Here is a 19,029-nt window from a genome sequence, read left to right on the forward strand (position 1 = left end):
GCAACCCTACGATGCCGCCATGGCCCGCGATCCCGAGAAGACCCCCCGGCGCGCGGCGCTGCGCGCCCGCCGCCGCGAGCTCGCCGCTGCCCGCTCCCCCGAGGCCGACGGGTCCGCCCTCGCCGAGCACGTCCTCGCCCTCGTCGCCGAGCTCGGACTCGGGCCCGGGTCGGTCGTCACGTCGTACGCCGCCGTGCCCGGCGAGCCGCCGACGGCGGCGGTGAACGCGGCCCTGGCGGCGCACGGCATCCGGGTGCTGCTGCCCATCACGCTGCCCGACCTCGACCTCGACTGGTGGGAGGCCGCGGATGCCGGCACCGAGCCGACCGGCGACGCGGCGACCGGCACCGAGCCGACCGGCGACGCGGCGACCGGCGCCGCGCCGCGGCCCCTCGGGCGCGACGCCGTCGCGACGGCCGACCTCGTGCTCGCGCCGGGCCTCGCCGTCGACCGGACGGGCACCCGGATGGGGCAGGGCGGCGGGTGCTACGACCGCGTGCTGCCCCGGCGCCGGCCCGGCATCCCGGTCGTCGTCGTGCTCCACCCCGGCGAGCTCGTCGCACCCGATGAGCCACCCCTGCCCCGCGAGGCGCACGACGAGCCGGTCGACGCGGTCGTCACCGCAGACGGGCTCGTCGACCTCGGCCTCAGCCCGTGGCGGAGCCCTCGGGCCTGAGGACGAGCTCGTCGGGGTCGCTCGCCCGCACGGCGTCCGCGGTGAACGGCCACGGTCGCTGCCGGCCCGCCGCCCAGTCGTCGACCTGGTCGGCGTAGCGGTCGTCCATCGGGTGCCCGCTCACGCCGGTCTGGTTGATCCACGTCGACGCGTCGAGCCGGCCGAGGTCGACGACCATGCGCATCGACGGAGCGGCCGTCACCTCGTAGCCCCGGCTCGCGTTCCACGTGTTGGCGTTGACGATGGCGGATCCACCCGGCAGGTCGAAGGGGCCCTGGTTGACGAACCACCGCACGACCCCCGGCATCGACTCGCCACCGAGCACCCGGTGCTCCAGCGTGACCCGGTGCAGCTTCCCCCACTGCCACCCGTCGGGGTCCTTGCCGAGCTCCCGGGTCAGCTCGAGCCGTGCCTCGACGAGGGCCTGCCGCAGGATCGAGTCCTTGCCCTCGGTGATGTTCGGCGTGAGCTTGTTGTCCCACCACGCGCTCTCCGGGTTCTCGAGCAGCTGCTCGACGGCGGAGCGCCACCGGGCGCCCCCGTCGGACTTCAGCCCGATCGGGAGCTCGTCGTCGAAGAGCAGCTCGACGAGGTTGCGCCACACCGCGTTGTAGTAGGCCGCCGAGGCCCCCGCGTCGGCGTCGCCCGCCGGCGTCGTGAAGTCCCAGCCGCGCAGCAGCTCTCGGGCCTCGCGGGTGAAGTCGAGGAGGTCCTGGCTCTCGAGGTCACCCTCGGACGCCTCGAGCGGGACGGCGAGCAGGGCGGGGACGAGCACCTCGGCGAAGCCGTCACGGTCGTCGAGCTGGATCTCCGCCATGTCGGCCGGCGACACCTTGTCGAGGGCGGCGAGCCGCTCGCCGATCCGGCTCGAGCGCCACCCGCGGTCCCAGTCGTTCGTGAGGAACGGGCTGGCGCTCTGCGTCACCGGCTGGTTCGCCGTCACGACGACGCCGTCCTCGGGGTCGAGCACCCACGGCAGGTCGTCGAACTCGACGAAGCCCTGCCAGTCGTACGCCGAGTCCCAGCCCGGCGCCGGCCACGCACCCGGCGCTGTGCGCGGCAGGGCGGCCCGGCGCACCGGCACCTGGCCCGGGGCCTGGTAGCCGATGTGGCCCTCGCGGTCGGCGTAGACGAGGTTCTGGGCCGGCACCGCGAAGTCGCGGGCCGCCTCCCGGAACTCGTCGAAGTCGCTCGCGAGGTTGAGCGCGAGGATGGCGTCGGCGGTGCGGCCCGGCAGCAGCCCGGTCCACGCGAGGGACACGGCGTACGACTGGTTCTCGTCGCCCTCCTGCGCCGTCGGGGCCCGGGACCCCGCGTCACCGGCACCCTCGAGGACGTCCGACATCACCGGGCCGTGGACCGTGCTGCGCACCGTGATCCGCTGGTCGGCTCCCCCGGCGATCTTGATGACCTCCTCGCGGGTCGTCACCGGCTCCCAGTTGCCGTCGCGCAGGAAGGTGTCGCCGACGATCCGCTCGAGGTAGAAGTCGGTGACGTCGGGGCCGAGGTTGGTGAAGCCCCATGCGATGTCGGCGTTGTGGCCGATGACGACCCCGGGCAACCCGGAGAACGAGAAGCCGCTGACGTCGAGCGGACAGGCGGCGCTCACGGTGCGGCAGTGGAGGCTGTTCTGGATCCACACCCCCGGTTGGCCCACGGCCAGGTGCGGGTCGTTGGCGAGCAGCGGGGTGCCGGTCGTCGTGCGCGACCCGGCCACCGCCCAGCCGTTTGAGCCCACGCCCTCGCTGCGCCCGAGCACTTGCGGCACGGCGTCGAGCGCGCGCTGGACCGCGGCGTACACCTCGTCGGCGACCGGCGAGCCGGGGCTGCCACCGGATGCCGTCGCCGCGGCTGGTCCGGTCGTCAGGGCGGACGGGACGGCCGACCGCTCGGCGCTCGGGGCCTGCTGCGGCGACCACTCCTCCCTCGACAGGATCGGCGGGTGGGCGTCGTAGTCGTAGGCGGGGTAGATCTCGCTGATCTGGGCCGGCGAGAGCCGACCGCTGAGCCGCGCCCGGGCCAGCTCGTCCTCGTAGTTGCTGCGCAGGTCCCAGGCCATCGCCTTGAGCCAGGCGAGGCTGTCGACCGGTGACCACTCCTCGATCTCGGCCTCGGGCAGGCGCAGGCCGAGCAGCCGGTACTCGACGGCGACCTCCCCCGGGCTGCGTCCGCGCAGGTAGGTGTTGACGCCCTCGCTGTAGGCCTGGAGCACCTGGCGGGTCCGGGGCTCGAGGGAGGGCAGCTCCTCCTCGGCGACCCGGCGCCAGCCCATCGTGCGGATGACCTTGTCGGCGTCGAGGCCGTCGGGGCCCACGAGCTCGGCGAGCCGGCCGGCGGTCGTGTGCCGGCGCAGGTCCATCTCGAAGAAGCGCTCCTGGGCGTGGACGTAGCCCTGGGCGCGGACCAGGTCGGTCAGGCTGTCGCCGTAGATGTGCGGGATGCCGCTGTCGTCGCGCAGCACGGTGACGTCCGCCCCGAGCCCGGGCAGCTCGGCGGTTCCGGTCGTGCTCGGCAGCGCCTCGCGGACGGCGGAGACGACGACGACGGCGGCGACGAGCGCGGCGACGACCAGGGCGGCGACGAGTCCCAAAAGGACGCGACGGACGACGACGACTCGACTCACCCTGCGAGACTAGGACACCGCGACACGACGACACGAGGACGGGCCGTGCGACAGACCTGGATGCCGCCGACCGCCGACGGCGGCGCGGGCACGGGCTTCGACCTCGACGACCTCACCCTGGCCCTGCTCGTCGGCAGCATCGTCCTCGTCGTCGCCGTTGCAGCGGTGCGCCTGTCGGTGCGCTCGGGCCTGCCCTCGCTGCTCATCTACCTCGGCATCGGGCTGCTGCTCGGGGAGGACGGGTTCGGCATCCTCTACGACAACGAGCAGCTCACCCAGGTGCTCGGCTACGCCGCCCTCGTGCTCATCCTCGTCGAGGGCGGGCTGACGACGCAGTGGTCCGGCATCCGGCGCTCGGTCGCCCCGGCCGCCGTCCTCGCGACGGTCGGGGTCGGCGTCTCGGTGCTCGTCGTCGGCGTCGCCGCCCACCTGCTGCTCGGGTGGGCGTGGCAGATCGCCTTCCTCGTCGCGGCGGTGCTCGCGTCGACGGATGCCGCCGCCGTGTTCTCCGTCTTGCGCCGGGTTCCGCTCCCCCGGCGGATCTCGGGGATGCTCGAGGCGGAGTCCGGCTTCAACGACGCCCCGGTCGTGCTGCTCACGACCGCGCTCGCGGCATCCCTCATCCCCGGCGCGGAACCCGAGCCGTGGTGGCAGGTCGGCGTCATGGCGATCCTCGAGCTCGCCGCGGGCAGCGTCATCGGCCTCGCGATCGGCTGGGGCGGGGCGCGACTGCTGCGCGGCGTCGCGACGGGGTCGTCGGCCCTGTTCGCGATCGGCGTCGTCTCGGTGGCGGTGCTCGCCTACGCGGCTGCCGACGTCGTGCACGCGTCGGGCTTCATCGCCTGCTACCTCGCGGCGCTCGTGCTCGGCAACCTCCGGCTGCCACACCGTCCGGCCGTCCTCGGGTTCGCCACCGCCGTCGGGTGGCTCGCGCAGATCGGGCTGTTCGTCCTGCTCGGGCTGCTCGCGTCGCCGGACGGGTTCTCCGACGTGCTCGTGCCGGCCCTCGTCGTCGGCACCGCCCTGCTCGTCCTGGGGCGCCCGCTGTCGGTCATCGTGTCGTGCGCGCCGTTCAGGATGCCGTGGCGCACCCAGGCCTTCCTGTCGTGGGCCGGGCTGCGCGGGGCGGTTCCCGTCGTCCTCGCGACGGTGCCGCTCACCGTCGGGGCCAGCGGCGTCGACTGGATCTTCGACCTCGTCTTCGTGCTCGTCGTCGTCTTCACGATCGTCCAGGCACCCACCCTGCCGTGGGTCGCCCGGCGGCTCGGGCTCGATGCCGCGCACCACCGGGTCGACCTGGCCGTGGAGGCCACCCCGCTGAGCGACCTGGGGGCCGACCTCCTCGAGATCGACGTCGGGCCGGGCTCGAGGGTCGCCGGGGTGCGGGTCTTCGAGCTGCGGTTGCCGGTGGGGGCCAACGTGGCGCTCGTCGTGCGCGAGGGACGCTCCTTCGTGCCGCGCGACACCGACGTGCTGCGCCACGGCGACCAGCTGCTCGTCGTCGCGCCGCAGGCGGTGCGCGACGTCGTCGAGAAGCGGCTGCGCGCGGTGAGCCGCGGTGGCCGCCTCGCCGACTGGTCCGGCGCCTGACGCCACCCCACCGCCGCGAGTGCGGACATGGTCGCTGCGGCGACCGTTTCCGTACTCATCGCGGGGTGCAGCCGGGCACGGGCGTCTCGTCGCTGCGCCAGCGCTTATCCTGTGGGTGACCCCGACGCCCGTCGTGGGTCGGTCACGCCGTCGGACCCAGCCGCGCGGCGCAGCCCACGTGTCGACGAGGAGGACCACCGTGCCGACGTACGCCTACGCGTGCACCGAGTGCGACCACCGCTTCGAGGCCGTCCAGTCCTTCAGCGACGAGTCCCTCACCGTGTGCCCCGAGTGCGAGGGACGCCTTCGCAAGGTCTTCAACGCCGTCGGCATCGTCTTCAAGGGCGGCGGCTTCTACCGCACCGACTCCCGCAGCGGGTCGTCGGGGCCGAGCGGCTCCTCCTCGGCGGGCTCGTCGTCCGACACCTCGTCGTCCTCGTCGTCGTCGACCACGTCGTCCTCGTCCGCCGGGTCGTCCGGGTCCGGCACCTCGTCGCCGGGATCGTCGTCCACAGGCGGCTCCACGACCCCCGCGCCGTCCACAGCCTCGGCCTGACCCCGGTCATCCCCGCCGGCGCGCCTAGCGTCGTGGGATGAGCCGCATCCCACGCCCGCTCCCGTCCCTCACCGGCCCCGGCCGCCGGGCCAGGTGGCGCCGTGGCGTGCTGCGCCGGGTGCTGTCCGCCGCCCTGGCCGCGACGGCGGCCGTCCTCGCCCTGGCTGTCGTCCGCCCTCCACCACCCCCGACCGTCGTCGTGCTCGTCGCCGCTCGCGACCTCCCGGCCGGCCGGGTCCTCGCGCCCGGCGACCTGCGTGAGGCCCGGGTCCGCGTGGATGCCGCCCAGCCGGGTGCGCTGGCCTCGGCGCCCGAGGCGGTGGGCCGGAGGGTGGGTGCGGGCCTGGTCCGGGGCGAGGCAGTCACCGGCACGCGCCTCGTGCCCCGGGGCCATGTCGACGGGCTGCCCGCGGGGCGGGTGGCCCTGCACGTCGTGGCGGCCGACCCCGCCTCGGTCGACCTCCTCGCGCCCGGGGTCGCGGCCCGCGTCTACCCGGCCACGGGCGGGCCACCCCTCGCCCGGGGTGCGGTCGTGCTCTCGACCGATCCCGCACCGCAGGCGTCGGGGCCGCTCGGAGGCGCCGACCGGGACGTCCGCGGGGCCGTGCTGTCGCTCACGGCTGCGGAGGCCGACGCGGTGCTCGGCGGGCACGGAGCCGTGGAGGGTCCCGTGACGGTCTCCCTCGTCGCCGCGCCGGGCTGACCTCGCGGTATCGCCCGCACCCGGGCCCCGGGACCGGTGACCCGGGCCCTAGGGTGGACCGCAGGGGAACCCACCGCGCGCACCGGCGCGTCCCCCGTCAACCTCTCGAGAAGGAGTGAATCGTGAAGGGATTCCGGGACTTCGTCCTGCGGGGCAACCTCATCGAACTGGCCGTCGCCTTCATCATCGGCGCTGCGTTCGCCGCGCTCGTCACCGCGTTCACCAGGGTCATCATGGAGCTGTTGGCCAAGGCGGGCGGCGCGCCCAACTTCGATGAGTGGCAGCCCTGGGGCATGACGACGATCGGCCCGTTCATCACGGCGTTCTTCGCCTTCCTCATCATGGCCTTCGTCGTCTACTTCTTCATCGTCAAGCCCTACGAGCACGCCAAGGAGCGCTACTTCCCGGCCGAGCCCGAGGCCGAGACGGTCGACCCCAACACCGAGCTGCTGACCCAGATCCGCGACTCGCTGCGCGCTCGTCCCTGACGCGCCGCACAGCCGCCGGCCGAGCGCGACGGACCGCTGGACCCACCGGGCTCGCCCGGTGGGTCCAGCGCTGTCCCCCTCCCCAGCGCTCGACCGGTCCGGCCGGCGCAGGCGGCTCGGCTGCCCGACCCGGCGAACGGCATCCACGAGGTCTTCGCCCGGGACATGCTGCCTGCCGCGGTCACTCCCAGTGCGGCGGGCGCTGCTCACGCAGCCAGCGGTCGTGCTGGGTCTCCCCCTCGGGCGCCTCCCGTGGGGCGGGGACGTCCGGCACGTCCTCGGCCGACGGGTTGGTCCCCGGCCGCACGGCACGCCGCCGCCGAGGTCGAGCCGACGGGGCGGGTTCCCCACTCTCGATCGGTGCGCCCTCGGCCGCCGGGGCCGACGAGGCGGGGTCCCCGCCCCCGGTCGGTGCGGCCTCCGCCGCCGGGGCCACCGGTGCGCCCCCGGCCTCCCGCCCGCCGGGAGGCTCACCCACCGGAGGGCTCCCGGTGTCCCACCGCCTCGAGGATGCGGGCGACGTCGCGGGCCGGGTCGCGGAACACGTCGGTGGACCACACCCTCAGGTGCCGCCAGCCGAGCCGCTCGAGCTGCTCGGCCCGCAGCCGGTCGCGGTCGCGCGTCGTGCGCATCGCCGCGTACTGCGGCCCGTCCGACTCGACCGCGAGCACGAGCCGGCCCGGGCGCCCGGGGTCCTCGACCGCGAGGTCGACCGGGTCGGTGGAGGCACCGACGCCCTCGTGGACGACGAGCCCGTGGCCGCGCAGGCGCCGGGCGAGGTCGGCGAGCACGATGGAGCCCACCGGGTGCTCTGCCATCGGGGCCGCGGCACCGGACGGCCCGTCAGGCGCCGTCCCGGGAAGGCGACCGCTGGCGGCGTACGCGAGGAAGTCACGCAGCATGAGCGCGCCGCGCGCCCGCAGCCGGGCGGGGTCGAGGTCGCCGGCCGCGATGGACGAGACGACGGTCATCGAGCGCCGCGCCCGGGTGATCGCGACGTTGAGGCGACGCTCACCCCCTTCCTGGTTGAGCGGGCCGAAGCGGTGCAGCACCCGCCCGTGGGGGGTCTTGCCGTAGCCGACGGAGAGGATGACGTCGTCGCGCTCATCGCCCTGGACCCGCTCGAGGTTCTTGACGAAGAACGCCTCGGGCCGGTCCTCGTCGAAGAACCCGAGCACCCCGTCGTCGAGGCCGGGGAGGGCTCGGCGCAGGGCCTCCTCGATCCGGACCGCGTGCGTGATGCCCAGCGCGATGACCCCGAGCGAGCGGTCGGGGCGGGTGCGCGCGTGCTCGACGACGAGCTCGACGACCCGCGCGACCTCGGCGGTCGTCGTCTCGACCGCGGCCTCCCCCTCGGCGACGATGCCGTGGCCCTCGACGAGCTCGTGGCGCACGACCGGGTCGGTGCCCGTGCCGGGGAAGGTCACGAGCGACCCCTCGTAGACCTCGGCGTTGGCGAACGCGATGAGGCGTTCGTCGAGGGACCGGTAGTGCCACGAGAGCCGGCGTGCGGGCAGCGCGGCGGCGAGGACGTCGAGGATCGACTCGGCCCCCTCGGTGATCGCCTCGTCGGCCCCGACGGCGGCCGGGTCGCCGTCGGTGACGGTCGTGAAGAACGAGGTGGGCGGCAGCTGCCGGGCGTCGCCCGCCACGACGACCTGGCGCGCCCGCGAGATCGCCGACACCGCCTCGGCCGGTGGGATCTGCGAGGCCTCGTCGAAGACGACGACGTCGAACCACACCCCGGGCGGGAGCACCGAGGCGACGACGAGCGGGCTCATGACCCAGCACGGGCGAACCGCCGTCACGAGGTCGGGGCAGCGCGAGACGAGCTCGCGCAGGGGTGCGAGGCGCCGGGCCCGGGCCCCCTCGGCCCGCAGGAGGGTCTCCTGCTCCGGGTGCTCTCGCGCCACCTCGGCGACGTGGTCGGCGACTGCGGCCAGCACGCGCTCGGCGTTGCCGGCGACGACGGCACGGTCGCTGGCCGCGAACTCCCCGACCGTGCGCGTCAGGGCCCGCCCGTCGTGCGCGGCGACGCGGGGGTCGCGGCGCGCCACCTCCTCCGCCAGCGAGGACCACCACACCCACTCGACCTCGGCCCCCACCTGCTCCGCGGGCACCCCGCGGTCGCGCAGGTCGTCGACGAGGGGACGCAGGCCGGATGCCGTGAGCGCGTCGAGGGCGGTGGTCACCGTGGGCGCCACCCCGAGCCGGCCCGCGGCGGCGGCCAGCCCACCGATCCGGTGGCGCAGCCCCGGGACGTCGAGGGCCCTGAGGGGGGTCGACCCGGCGGGGAGCCGCTCGTCGAGCCAGGCGAGGTCGGTGACGAGGGACGCGTGCGCAGCCCTGGCCCGGTCGAGCTCGACGGGGATCTCGGGCCGTCCGCCCGACCCGGCGAGCTGGCGCCACGCGACACGTTGGTCGCTCGCGGCGGCGAGGGCGACATGGAGGTCGGCCGGCGGGCGGCCCGGCCGCAGCAGGGAGCGGGCCTGTCGCCGCAGCCGCCAGCGGTCGAGCCAGCCGAGCTCGGAGCCGACCGAACGGCGGTAGGCCGAGCTCCCCGTCGCGGTGACGAGGTCGTCGAGCGGGATGTCGAACACCTCGGGTCGGAACACCTCGAGGGTGTCCCTCACCTCGCCGACCGTGGCGAGCACCCGCGCCCAGTCCTCGCTCGTCGGCGCCTCGGGGAGCCGGATGCCGCGGAACACCTCGGCGAGGGTCGCCGCGGTCTCGTCGATGCCCCCGCCGGCGAGCCGCTCGACCCGCTGCGCGGCCTCACCCGCCTCCTCGGCGGACCGGATCCCCGACCCGAACCACGGGTCGTCGGCGCCGGCGGCATCCCAGTCCGCGAGCGAGGCGACGGTCGTGACCGACTCGGCGACCCGGGCCACCGCGTCGCGGTCGAGGCCGGTGAGGTGCTCGCCGTGCAGCCGCACCCGTGACCGCGGCGGGACCGGCATCCCGGCGAACGCCGACACGGCCTCCTGGACCTCGTGGAGCGACACGCCCCACGGATCGCGGCGGTCGTGCAGCACGCGGACGTGCTCGGTGAGTCGGTCGGCCGCGGCTCGCCGCGCCGCCGCGGGGGCGGCGACCCGGGAGACGGCGGGGCCTGCGGCGGTGGCCGCGCCGGCCTCCGGCAGGGGGCCCGCGCTCCGGGCGCCCTGGCGCGGCTGCGGTGCGACGACGCCGTCGAGGGCTGCGACGAGCTCACGGGCGACGCGCCGCCGGCCGTGCGCACCGGCGTGGAGGTCCAGGACGAGGTCGCCGAGGCCGACCCGGTCGAGCCGGCCGACGACGGCGTCGATGGCAGCACGCTTCTCGGCGACGAAGAGCACGCGCTTGCCGTCGGCCGCGAGGGTGCCGATGAGGTTGGCGATCGTCTGGGACTTGCCCGTGCCGGGTGGGCCGTGGACGACGAGGTGCGAGCCGGAGCGGACCGCCTCGACGGCCTCCTGCTGGCTGCTGTCGGCGTCGAGCACGAGCACGTCGCGCTCGCCACCGTCGAGGTCGGGGCCGAGACGGCCCGGCCCGAGCTGGGACCGCACCGAGCGCAGGGCGTCGGGGTCACCGGCGAGCGCGGCGACGACGTCGTGGTCGGCGAGGGCGTCCCCCTGCGCGGCGAGGTCGGCGACCATCGGCAGCTTGGCGTAGGAGAAGGTGCCGACGACGAGGCGGGGCGTGACCGAGAAGTCAGGAACCCGCGAGCAGGCCTCGGACAGCGCTGCGTAGACCGGGTAGGGGTCGAAGGTCGGTCCGGAGGTGGCGAGCGCCTCGATGGCGTCGGCGTCGAGGGTGATGCCCTGCTCGGATGCCAGGTAGTGCACGAGCACGGGGTTGAGCTCGAGGTCCTGCCCGAGGTCGAGGGTGAAGTCGCCCTGCGCGGCGCCCGTGGCACGCAGCGTGCAGGCCCGCAGCAGCACGGGTGCGGCCGGCGCCCGCGGGGCGGAGCGACCGTCGGGCAGCCGCACGGCCCACGAGGCCATGCCGATCGCGAGGAAGCCGGTGAGGATGCCGCGCTCCTGCGCGAGCTCGCGGGTCTTGGCCGCGATGGCTCGGGTCCGCCGGCGTGCCTCGTCGAGCGCGGCGGGCTCGCGGACGAGGTCGGAGAGCCGGGTCTGCCGGCCGGCGAGGAGCATGGCGACCCCGCCGGGGTGGGCCGTCGTGAGGTCGAGCGTGCCGGTCGGCAGGTCGCGGTACCAGAGGAGCGTGTTGCGTCCACCGAGGTCGACGAGGTGGCGGGTCCAGGCGGCGCGGGCGGCGGCGACGCGCGCGCTGCGAGGGTCCTGCTCGTCGGCGGCGTCGGGGAGCGGCGTCGCGGTGGCCTCCTCGGGCGTCGGCGCCGAGGGCTCGAGCGGGGTCGGGGCGACGTCCGGCGCACCCTCGACGAGGCGCGCCGCGTCGGTCCTCGGGGGCGGGTCGCTCACCCGTGCAGGCTAACAACGCGGACCCCCGCCACCGCTGAGGCGAGGTGGTGGGTCGGGGCGGGACAGGGGTTCGGGCCGATGCGCCAGGGGCGCACCCGACCGCGCGCCCGGCATCCTCCTCTGCGTCCCGCCCACCCAAGGGGTGCCAGGGGCGCACCCGACCGCGCGCCCGGCATCCCCTCTGCGCCCCCCGCCCGACGAGGGGTGCCAGGGGCGCACCCGACCGCGCGCCCGGCATCCCCCGCCTGAGCCTCCCGCCCACCCAGGGGGTGCCAACGGCGCACCCGACCGCGCGCCCTGCATCCCCCGCCTGAGCCTCCCGCCCACCCAGGGGGTGCCAAGGGCGCACCCGACCGCGCGCCCTGCATCCCCTCTGCGCCCCCGCCCGCCCAAGGGGTGCCAAGGGCGCACCCGACCGCGCGCCCGGCATCCCGAGGCTGCGTCCCGCCCACCCAGGGGGTGCCAGGGGCGCACTCAGCCGCGCGCCCGGCATCCCCTGACTGAGTGGTCGGGAATCAGGCGGCGACCGGCTCGGGGCGAGCGCTCGACAGGGCGGCGAAGATGCCGATGGCCACGGCGACCGCGAGCGCCGCCAAGGCGAGGGCCTCGAAGCTGACCCGGTCGACGACGACACCCGCGAGCGCCCCGCCGGCACCGGCCATGAGTCCCATGAGGAGGTCGGACGCGCCCTGGGCGCCCGGGCGCTCGCGCACCGGGACCGCCGCGGTGAGCAGGGCCGAGCCGGCGACGAGGGTGCACGACCACCCGAGGCCGAGGAGGAACAGTCCCGCGACCAGGGTGGCCGACTCCCCCTCGGGCGAGGCGGACGCGAGGAGGGTGGCGGCCGAGAGCACGAGCGACCCGAGCACGGCGACCGCCCGGCCCCCGAAGCGGTCGACGGCGAGGCCGGTCAGCGGGGAGAGGGCGAACATCCCGAGGATGTGGATGCTGATGACGAACCCGATGACCTCGAGGCCGGCGTCCCCGTGGGCCATGTGCAGCGGCGTCATGACCATGACGCTCACCATGACGACGTGACCGAGCGCGAGGGTCGCCATGCCGAGCCGCGCCGCGGGGATGCCGGCCGCGACCCGTAGCCCCCGGGTGACCGACCCGTGGGTCGCGCCGGTGTCGTCCCCTGCGGCGAGGCTGCGACGGCGTGCCTCGACGAGTGGGTCCGGGCGCAGGCGGACCACGATGAGCGCGATGGTGAGGAGGAGGCCGAGGAGGGAGAACAGGAAGGGCCCGGTGAGCTCGGGCAGGCCCAGGGCCCGCGCCACCGGGGCGCTCGGCCCCGCGAGGTTCGGCCCGATGACGCTGCCGACGGTCGTGGCCCAGACGACGACGCTGAGGTCGCGTGCCCGGTGCGCCGGCTGCGAGAGGTCGGCGGCGGCGAAGCGGCTCTGGCTGATCGACGTCGTCGCCCCGCCGAAGAGCACGCTCGCGACGAGGAGCAGCGGAAAGCTGCGCAGCACGCCGGCCGCGACGAGCCCGACCGCTCCGACGGCGGCCAGGCCGTAGCCCAGGACGAGTCCCGGTCGGCGCCCCCGGGCGGCCATGACCCGGGCCATCGGGATCGCGATGAGGGCGGCGCCGAGCACCTGGAAGGTGCCGCCGAGGCCGGCCAGCTGGGCGGAGCCGGACACGTCCTCGGCGAGGAGCGCGCCGACCGCGATCCCCGCCGACAGCCCGATGCCCCCGAGCACCTGCGCCCCCACGAGGGTGCGGACGACCCGCCGCTGGACCGTGTCCGGGGGTGCGTGGGTCGTCACCCCGAGCAGTATGCCGTCGGCGGGGATGGGCCATGGCCCGCTGGGGTGCGCCCGGTGACAGGCAGTGCGCCCGCGCAGGCGGGTTCGCCACGCTCAGCACGCCCCGTCGACCCGGCGACTGCCTGTCGGGGGACGCACGGCCGGGCGGCTGGCCCGCGCGCTGCCGGTGCCTAGAGGGGCTGCGTGCGGCCGCCGGCCGGAGGGTGCGGAGCTCCGCGGGTCCGGGTCCGCTCGGGCACCGCCCCCGTCTCGACGACGTCGACGGCGACGTCCCGCAGCTTCCGGTTGAGGTTCTGGCTCGTGTGGCGCAGCACGTCGAAGGCCTGGTCGCTCGTGATCCGGTACTCGGACATGAGCACCCCCACGGCGACGCCGATCGTGCGGCTCGACTCGAGGGCCCGCTGGAGGTCGGCGGCCTTGCTGTGGGCCTGGCTGGCGGTGACGAGCAGCGCACAGTGCGTCGCGAGGACCCGGGCCTGCTCGACGTCGGTGGCGTCGAACGCATCGGGCTCCGACGACGAGAAGTTCAGGCCGGCGATCGTCTCACTCTCGTCCAGCAGGTGCAGGCGCAGGGCCATCATGCTCGTGACGCCGAACTGCGCATGCAGCCGCTCCCCGAGCGGTCGCCACCGCTGCTCGGTGCGCACGTCACCGGTGATGAACACGCCGTCCTCGAGCACGGCGTCGACGCACGGGCCGGAGCCGAGCTCGTACTGGGCGAGGTCGACCTGCACGGCCACCGGGTCACTGCTGGCGACCGTGCGGAACCGGCCGGCGCGGAGCGTGGTCACGCTGGCCCGGTCGGCAGAGCGGATGAGACGGACCGCCTCCCTCACGACCAGGTCGAGGCTGACGCCCGCATCGGGGTCGTAGGTCTCGTCGGTCAGCCGTTGCAGCGCCTCGGCCGTGCGGCGCCACTCGCTGAAGTCCTCAGGCCTGGTGCCGGCACCGGTGGAGGTCATGCCTCAACCATGCACCCGAGGAGGACGCTGTGGGCGCTGCGCACCCCCTCGTTCCCACCACCTCCCGGCGTGCTCCTCCGGGCACTGCTACAGCGTGCCGCCACGGAGCCGCCGGTGTCGGCGACGCAGCTCACGGACGATGAGGGCCTGGTAGCGCAGGACCTCGCTCACCGGGGTGCCGGCGGAACGGCCCAGGATGACCCGTTCGGTCGTCGCGAGCTCCTCGATGAGCTCGCGCACCGGCAGGCCCGCGAGCCTGCGGCGCACGCCACCGCCCGGGGTCGTCGGCCCCTGCTCGCGAGCCCCACCGGACGTGGTGTCGGACGTCGTCATGGGGCAAGCCCCCTCCCTGCCGCGCCGCGTGGTTCCCCTGGTCTGCAGCTCACGCGTCCGGCACCCTCTTACCCCGATCGCCTGTGCCACATGCACGGCCACGACCATCGGTGCGCGGCCCCACGCGTTCGGGCCTCCCCGTCATCCTCCCGGGGACGCAGCCTTGCGCCGCTGCGGCCGCGTGCCCCCGGCAGGACTCCATCCCTCACGCGTTCGGGCCTCCCCGCCATCCTCCCGGGGGATGCAGCCTTGCGCCGCTGCGGCCGCGTGCCCCCGGCAGGATTCGAACCTGCGACACCTTCTTTAGGAGAGAAGTGCTCTTCCCCTGAGCTACGAGGGCGGGTCGCGGGCGGACCCGCGAGCCACCACAGAGTAGCCGCTCGGCGCGAGCCTCATCGCCCGGGCCCAGCCGTCCGGCCCCCTCCGGTGGCGCCGCGCCGGCCCCGGTGGGCGCCCGGGTGAGGTGGCTACGCTGGCCGCTGACGACGCCGGCGTGGGCGTGGCCGGCCGACGGAGGTGGAGACGATGCAGGACATCGCGCAGGATGCCGCGAGCGCGCCCGACCGTGTCGACGTGGCCGACGCGACCCACCGGCGGGTCTTCGGCGAGGCACCGGCCGGCATGTGGTCCGCGCCGGGTCGGGTGAACCTCATCGGCGAGCACACCGACTACAACGAGGGGCTCGTCCTGCCGATCGCCCTCCCCCAGCGCACGACCGCCGCTTGCACACCCCGCCGGGACCGCCTCCTGCGCGTGCACTCGGTCCAGGCCGGCGAGACGGTGGAGGTCGACCTCGCGACGGTCGGGGCCAGCCCGCCACGGGGGTGGGTCTCCTACGTGGCCGGGGTGCTGTGGGCCCTCGCCGAGGAGGGACTCCCGGTGCGCGGGCTCGACGCCACCGTCGTCAGCGACGTCCCGCTCGGGGCCGGGCTCTCGTCGTCGGCGGCCCTGGAGTGCGCCGTCGGCGCCGCCGCCAGCGACCTCTTCGGCCTCGGCCTCCTCTCCGACGATGCGGCTCGCGCACGCCTCGCGAAGGCCTGCGTGCGGGCGGAGAACGAGGTCGCCGGCGCCATGACCGGGGGCATGGACCAGTCGGCATCCCTGCTCTGCCGCCCCGGGCACGCGCTCCTGCTCGACTGCCGCAGCGGGGAGACCGCGCACGTCCCGTTCGACCTCGCCGCCCACGACCTCGTCCTGCTCGTCACCGACACCCGCGCGTCGCACGCCCTCAACGACGGCCAGTACGAGTCGCGGCGCCGCGCCTCCGAGGCGGCCGCGGCTGCGCTCGGGGTGAGGTCGCTGCGCGAGGTGGACCCCGAGCGGCTGCCCGCGGCACTCGTCGAGCTCGCCGATTCCGGCCATCGCAGCCATCCCGCCGATCCCGCCGATCCCGGCGACGACGAGCTCGTGCGGCGGGCACGGCACGTCGTCACCGAGATCGGCCGGGTCCGGGCAGCGGTGCGGGCCCTGGAGCGAGACGACCTCGACGAGGTCGGGCACCTCTTCGACGCCTCGCACGCCTCGCTGCGCGACGACTACGAGGTGAGCTGCCCAGAGCTCGACGTCTCCGTCGAGGTCGCCCGCTCCGCCGGGGCCCTCGGCGCCCGGATGACCGGCGGCGGCTTCGGGGGGTCGAGCATCGCCATCCTCCCGACGCGCTCGGCCGGCCCCGCGGCATCCGCCATCGCCGACGCCTTCGCCGAGCACGGCTGGACCGCGCCGCGCTCGTTCGTCGTCACCCCGAGCGGAGCGGCACGACGCGACGCCTGACGGCCCGCGCTCGTTCGTCGTCACCCCGAGCGGAGCGGCACGACGCGACGCGGGCCGGGCCGGGCCGGGCCGGGGAGCCGGCCCGACGGCATCCGCCGATCGTCAGGACAGGACGGCGTCGACCGTCTTCTTGAGGGCGCTCGGCTGCTCGGGCCGTCGGGGTGCCTTCTCCTTCGCGGCGGCGAGCTCCTCGCCGATCTCGCGAAGCTGGGTGCGGGACAGCCCCTCCCGCACCTTGGGGAACCAGTCCTGCTCCTCCTCCTCGATGTGGTGCGTGACGCTCTCGATGAGGACGGTGGCCTTGGCCTCGAAGCGCTCGTCGGCAGGCGTCATGGTGTCGAGCTCCATGACGAGGACGTCCGCCACGTGGTGCTCCTCGTAGGACTCGAGCACGTCGTCCTCGAGCTCGGGCAGCAGTGCACGGACCCGCGGGTACATGACCTCGTTCTCGATGTACGTGTGCACCGTCAGCAGCTCGATGATCTTCTGCACGATCTTGCCCTTGCGGGCCTTGGTGGTCGACGCCTTCTGGAACTCACGGAAGAGCGCCCGCACCTCCTTGTGGTCCTGCTTCAGCATGACGATGGCGTCCTGGGACATCGCGACTCTCCTCGGGTCGTGGTGGGTCGGCACGAGGCGGGGGCGCACCCGAGCCGGGCAGTGCACCCGAAAATACCCCCTCGGGCACGCCCGAAACCCTCCGCCGCCCGGTGGCGTCGAAGGTCGTGGCGCGCTCGGAGCTCAGGCGGGCGGGCGGCGCGGTGCGGCGAGCTCCGCGCACAGCTCGTCGAGCGAGGTGTAGTCACGCACCCGCGAGAGCGAGCCGGCCCGCCACAGCAGCCGGGACGGCGCGCGGCGGCAGACCAGGGCGGCCAACACGTCGTCCTGGCGCGCGGGGAAGGGCAGACGGGCCAGGACGACGCGCAGGTCGGCGAGGTCGGCCGCGAGACCCGTGCGGGCCGACTGGTCGAGGCGCATGGTGACTCCTCCTTCCGGGGCACGGTCCGGCCGCGCCGCCACCTGCACACCTACCCGTCCGCGAGCGGCGGAAACCCACGGATGCCGTTCGCCTGCGGGATGATGCGAGGGCGGCACGGCCCGCACCAGCGTGAGGAGAGCGCCCATGGCACGACACCGGGTCTTCGGCATGAGCTTCGCGAGCATCCACCCCCTCTACGTCCAGAAGGCGGAGCGCAAGAACCGCAGCAGGGCGGAGGTGGACGAGGTCATCACCTGGCTCACCGGCTACGACGCCGCGGGCCTGGACCAGGCCATCGCGGACGGGGTGGACCTCGAGACGTTCTTCGCCGAGGCGCCCGCGATGAACCCGAACGCCTCCCTCATCACCGGTGTCATCTGCGGCCACCGCGTCGAGGACATCGACGACCCGCTCATGCAGAGGATCCGTTACCTCGACAAGCTCGTCGACGAGCTGGCGCGGGGCAAGCGGATGGACGCCATCCTGCGTGGGAGCACCGCTGTCGACGCATAGCCACCGCACGCGGGTTCGCGAGTCGTCGGCCCACGCAGTGCCGGAGCCCGAGGTGCCGGACCACACTCGTAGGACCTGTGGACGACGTCGGAGCCGTGTCGGTGGACACTTGTACGATTGATGCATGAGGACGGGGCCCACGCTTCGGGAGCGGCGCGACCAGATGGTGGCGGCGGTCGGCGCGGTGGACGGCCTGGGGGGCGAGCTGTGGCGGGCGAGCTCGGCGGACCTGGAGGCGGTGATGGGCGAGGCGGACCGGATGGTGGCTGCCGGGGAGGCGGCGCGGGTGCTGGTGCTCGCGGAGGCGATGAGCCGCGGGGAGACCGGGGCCGGGCCGGCGGCGTTGACGCCGGTGCAGTGGGTGCGGGCGCACGCGCCGAGCACCCGGGGTGGTGGGGCGGTGCAGGTCGTCACGGTGGCGACGGCGTTCTCGGTGCCTGGTCGGGCGGCGGTCAAGGATGCCGTGCTGTCCGGTGAGCTGCCGGTGCGCAGTGCCGCGGTGGTGCTCGCCGAGGCTGACAGGCTCGCGCCGCTGCTGGCCGAGGGGGTGGAGCCGGCGGTGGTGGACGGGCTGGTCGAGATGGCGGTCCGGCACGGGCCGCGGGGGTGTCGGATGCTGCGGCCGCGGCTGCTGGCCGAGTACGGCCTGGACGGGGAGCTGCAGCGCGATGAGGATGCCGCGAAGCGTTTCGTGTCGTTGTCCCAGCCGCGGATCGACGCGATGGGGATGGCGGAGTACCGGATGGTGCTCGACCCGGAGGGGCGGGCCGTGCTGGAAGCAGCGCTCGGGCCGTTGTCCGCGCCGCGGCCGGTCGAGGGTGAGCGGGACCTGCGCTGCAGCGACCGGCGCCGCGCGGAGGCGCTGATCACGCTGGTGCGGCGGGCGGTGGAGCGGGCCGAGGCCGGTCCCCGGCACACCAAGTGCCAGCTGTTCGTCACCGTCGGCCTGGACGCCCTGCGCGACGGGCTGCGCGGTGCCGGGGTGGCCATGGGCGGTCCCGAGGCGGGCACCCTGCTCGCCCCGCAGACGGTGCGCCGCCTGGCGTGCGACGCCACGATCATCCCGACCGTCCTGGGTGTCGCCGGGGCGGTGCTCGACCAGGGGATGGACGTGCGGCTGTTCACCGCGGCCCAGGTCAAGCGGTTGTGGCTACGAGACCAGCACTGCACCTACCCGGGGTGCGACATGCCCGCTCACTGGACCGACGCGCACCACCTGACCCACTGGGCCGACGGCGGCCCGACCGACCTGAGCAACGCGGCGCTGCTGTGCGAACGGCACCACACCATCGTGCACACCCGCCGCTACGCCGGGGCGCTCGTCCAGGACGCCACCGGTCCCCGGGTGCAGTGGGACCTCACCGTCGGCTCCTACGACCGGGCCCTCGCGACCCAGTCGGCCCGAGAACCAGCGTGACCCCGCCCCGCACCCCACCCACCCCGGGCGGGGCCCCAGCCATGTCCCCTTCCCGGTTCGCCGCCGGCTGACCCAGCCGCCAGGCGTGGCTGCACCGGGCGGCGGGGGCGAGGTCCGGGGAGGCTCGAGACGTCCGGCGAGGCCCAGCGAGGCCCAGCGGCGAGGTCCGTGGAGGCTCGAGACGTCCGGCAAGGTCCGGCGAGGTCCGGACGCCACGGGC

16 protein-coding genes, 1 tRNA gene and 1 pseudogene are annotated in these 19,029 nt (G+C 75.2%); 8 read left to right on the forward strand and 10 right to left on the reverse strand.

All coding sequences use genetic code 11. The annotated features are described in order from the left end of the window. Positions 1-19: 19 nt before the first annotated feature. On the forward strand, positions 20-676 hold the full coding sequence (locus ABD899_RS01000; RefSeq protein WP_345201309.1) for a 5-formyltetrahydrofolate cyclo-ligase: 657 nt from the start codon (positions 20-22) through the stop codon (positions 674-676). On the opposite strand, the gene ABD899_RS01005 is transcribed toward ABD899_RS01000, so the two are convergent. Next, positions 648-3,299, reverse strand: coding sequence for a penicillin acylase family protein (locus tag ABD899_RS01005; RefSeq protein ID WP_345201311.1), 2,652 nt, complete (start codon positions 3,297-3,299; stop codon positions 648-650). The two genes, ABD899_RS01000 and ABD899_RS01005, sit on opposite strands and share 29 nt — an antisense overlap. A gap of 60 nt (positions 3,300-3,359) precedes the next feature. Here ABD899_RS01005 and ABD899_RS01010 point away from each other — a divergent pair, with 60 nt between their 5' ends. Next, the gene (locus ABD899_RS01010; protein ID WP_425474928.1) at positions 3,360-4,889 is read left to right on the forward strand and encodes a potassium/proton antiporter; all 1,530 of its coding nucleotides are present in this window, start codon (positions 3,360-3,362) and stop codon (positions 4,887-4,889) included. 199 nt (positions 4,890-5,088) lie between these two features. Continuing rightward, positions 5,089-5,229 (forward strand): annotated as a pseudogene (locus ABD899_RS01015) (FmdB family zinc ribbon protein); the annotation flags it as partial. A 14-nt stretch (positions 5,230-5,243) separates the two neighbouring features. Here the strand turns inward: ABD899_RS01015 and ABD899_RS01020 are convergent. Then, entirely contained in the window at positions 5,244-5,402 is a 159-nt protein-coding gene (locus tag ABD899_RS01020; protein ID WP_345201670.1) for a hypothetical protein, read from the reverse strand. Positions 5,403-5,482: 80 nt separating this feature from the next. Here ABD899_RS01020 and ABD899_RS01025 point away from each other — a divergent pair, with 80 nt between their 5' ends. Together ABD899_RS01025 and mscL are read left to right on the forward strand one after the other, a co-directional pair. Beyond that, entirely contained in the window at positions 5,483-6,148 is a 666-nt protein-coding gene (locus ABD899_RS01025) for an SAF domain-containing protein (protein WP_345201314.1), read from the forward strand. 122 nt (positions 6,149-6,270) lie between these two features. Beyond that, positions 6,271-6,636 (forward strand): large conductance mechanosensitive channel protein MscL, encoded by a 366-nt coding sequence (gene mscL, locus ABD899_RS01030; RefSeq protein ID WP_345201316.1) that lies wholly within the window; start codon positions 6,271-6,273, stop codon positions 6,634-6,636. 181 nt (positions 6,637-6,817) lie between these two features. On the opposite strand, the gene ABD899_RS01035 is transcribed toward mscL, so the two are convergent. The 6 genes from ABD899_RS01035 to ABD899_RS01060 all read right to left on the reverse strand — a co-directional run bounded on the left by ABD899_RS01035 (position 6,818) and on the right by ABD899_RS01060 (position 14,470). After that, a complete protein-coding gene (locus ABD899_RS01035) occupies positions 6,818-6,943 on the reverse strand; it encodes a hypothetical protein (protein ID WP_345201317.1) in 126 nt (41 codons plus the stop codon). Between the two features lie 163 nt (positions 6,944-7,106). Beyond that, positions 7,107-11,063 carry an AAA domain-containing protein gene (locus tag ABD899_RS01040; protein ID WP_345201319.1) on the reverse strand — a complete coding sequence of 1,319 codons (3,957 nt, stop codon included), beginning with the start codon at positions 11,061-11,063 and terminating at the stop codon, positions 7,107-7,109. Positions 11,064-11,578: 515 nt separating this feature from the next. Further along, positions 11,579-12,835, reverse strand: coding sequence for an MFS transporter (locus ABD899_RS01045; RefSeq protein ID WP_345201320.1), 1,257 nt, complete (start codon positions 12,833-12,835; stop codon positions 11,579-11,581). A gap of 170 nt (positions 12,836-13,005) precedes the next feature. After that, the gene (locus tag ABD899_RS01050; protein WP_345201323.1) at positions 13,006-13,797 is read right to left on the reverse strand and encodes a GAF and ANTAR domain-containing protein; all 792 of its coding nucleotides are present in this window, start codon (positions 13,795-13,797) and stop codon (positions 13,006-13,008) included. Positions 13,798-13,884: 87 nt separating this feature from the next. Further along, positions 13,885-14,130, reverse strand: a complete 246-nt coding sequence (locus ABD899_RS01055) for a hypothetical protein (RefSeq protein WP_345201324.1) — start codon at positions 14,128-14,130, stop codon at positions 13,885-13,887. Between the two features lie 268 nt (positions 14,131-14,398). Further along, a tRNA-Arg gene (locus tag ABD899_RS01060) sits at positions 14,399-14,470 on the reverse strand. 185 nt (positions 14,471-14,655) lie between these two features. Between ABD899_RS01060 and galK the strand changes: the two genes are divergently transcribed. Further along, positions 14,656-15,900, forward strand: coding sequence for a galactokinase (gene galK / locus ABD899_RS01065; RefSeq protein WP_345201326.1), 1,245 nt, complete (start codon positions 14,656-14,658; stop codon positions 15,898-15,900). Positions 15,901-16,002: 102 nt separating this feature from the next. Here galK and ABD899_RS01070 read toward each other — a convergent pair whose 3' ends face one another. Then, on the reverse strand, positions 16,003-16,500 hold the full coding sequence (locus ABD899_RS01070; RefSeq protein WP_345201328.1) for a hemerythrin domain-containing protein: 498 nt from the start codon (positions 16,498-16,500) through the stop codon (positions 16,003-16,005). Between the two features lie 141 nt (positions 16,501-16,641). Further along, positions 16,642-16,878 carry a hypothetical protein gene (locus ABD899_RS01075; protein ID WP_345201330.1) on the reverse strand — a complete coding sequence of 79 codons (237 nt, stop codon included), beginning with the start codon at positions 16,876-16,878 and terminating at the stop codon, positions 16,642-16,644. 145 nt (positions 16,879-17,023) lie between these two features. Between ABD899_RS01075 and ABD899_RS01080 the strand changes: the two genes are divergently transcribed. Together ABD899_RS01080 and ABD899_RS01085 are read left to right on the forward strand one after the other, a co-directional pair. Continuing rightward, positions 17,024-17,392, forward strand: coding sequence for a DUF2200 domain-containing protein (locus ABD899_RS01080; protein WP_345201333.1), 369 nt, complete (start codon positions 17,024-17,026; stop codon positions 17,390-17,392). A gap of 124 nt (positions 17,393-17,516) precedes the next feature. Then, positions 17,517-18,809: an HNH endonuclease signature motif containing protein gene (locus tag ABD899_RS01085; protein WP_345201335.1), complete on the forward strand. Its 1,293-nt coding sequence runs from the start codon at positions 17,517-17,519 to the stop codon at positions 18,807-18,809. The last annotated feature ends 220 nt before the right edge of the window (positions 18,810-19,029 follow it).

It is taken from the genome of Fodinibacter luteus (assembly GCF_039541575.1).
Taxonomy (GTDB): domain Bacteria; phylum Actinomycetota; class Actinomycetes; order Actinomycetales; family Dermatophilaceae; genus Fodinibacter; species Fodinibacter luteus.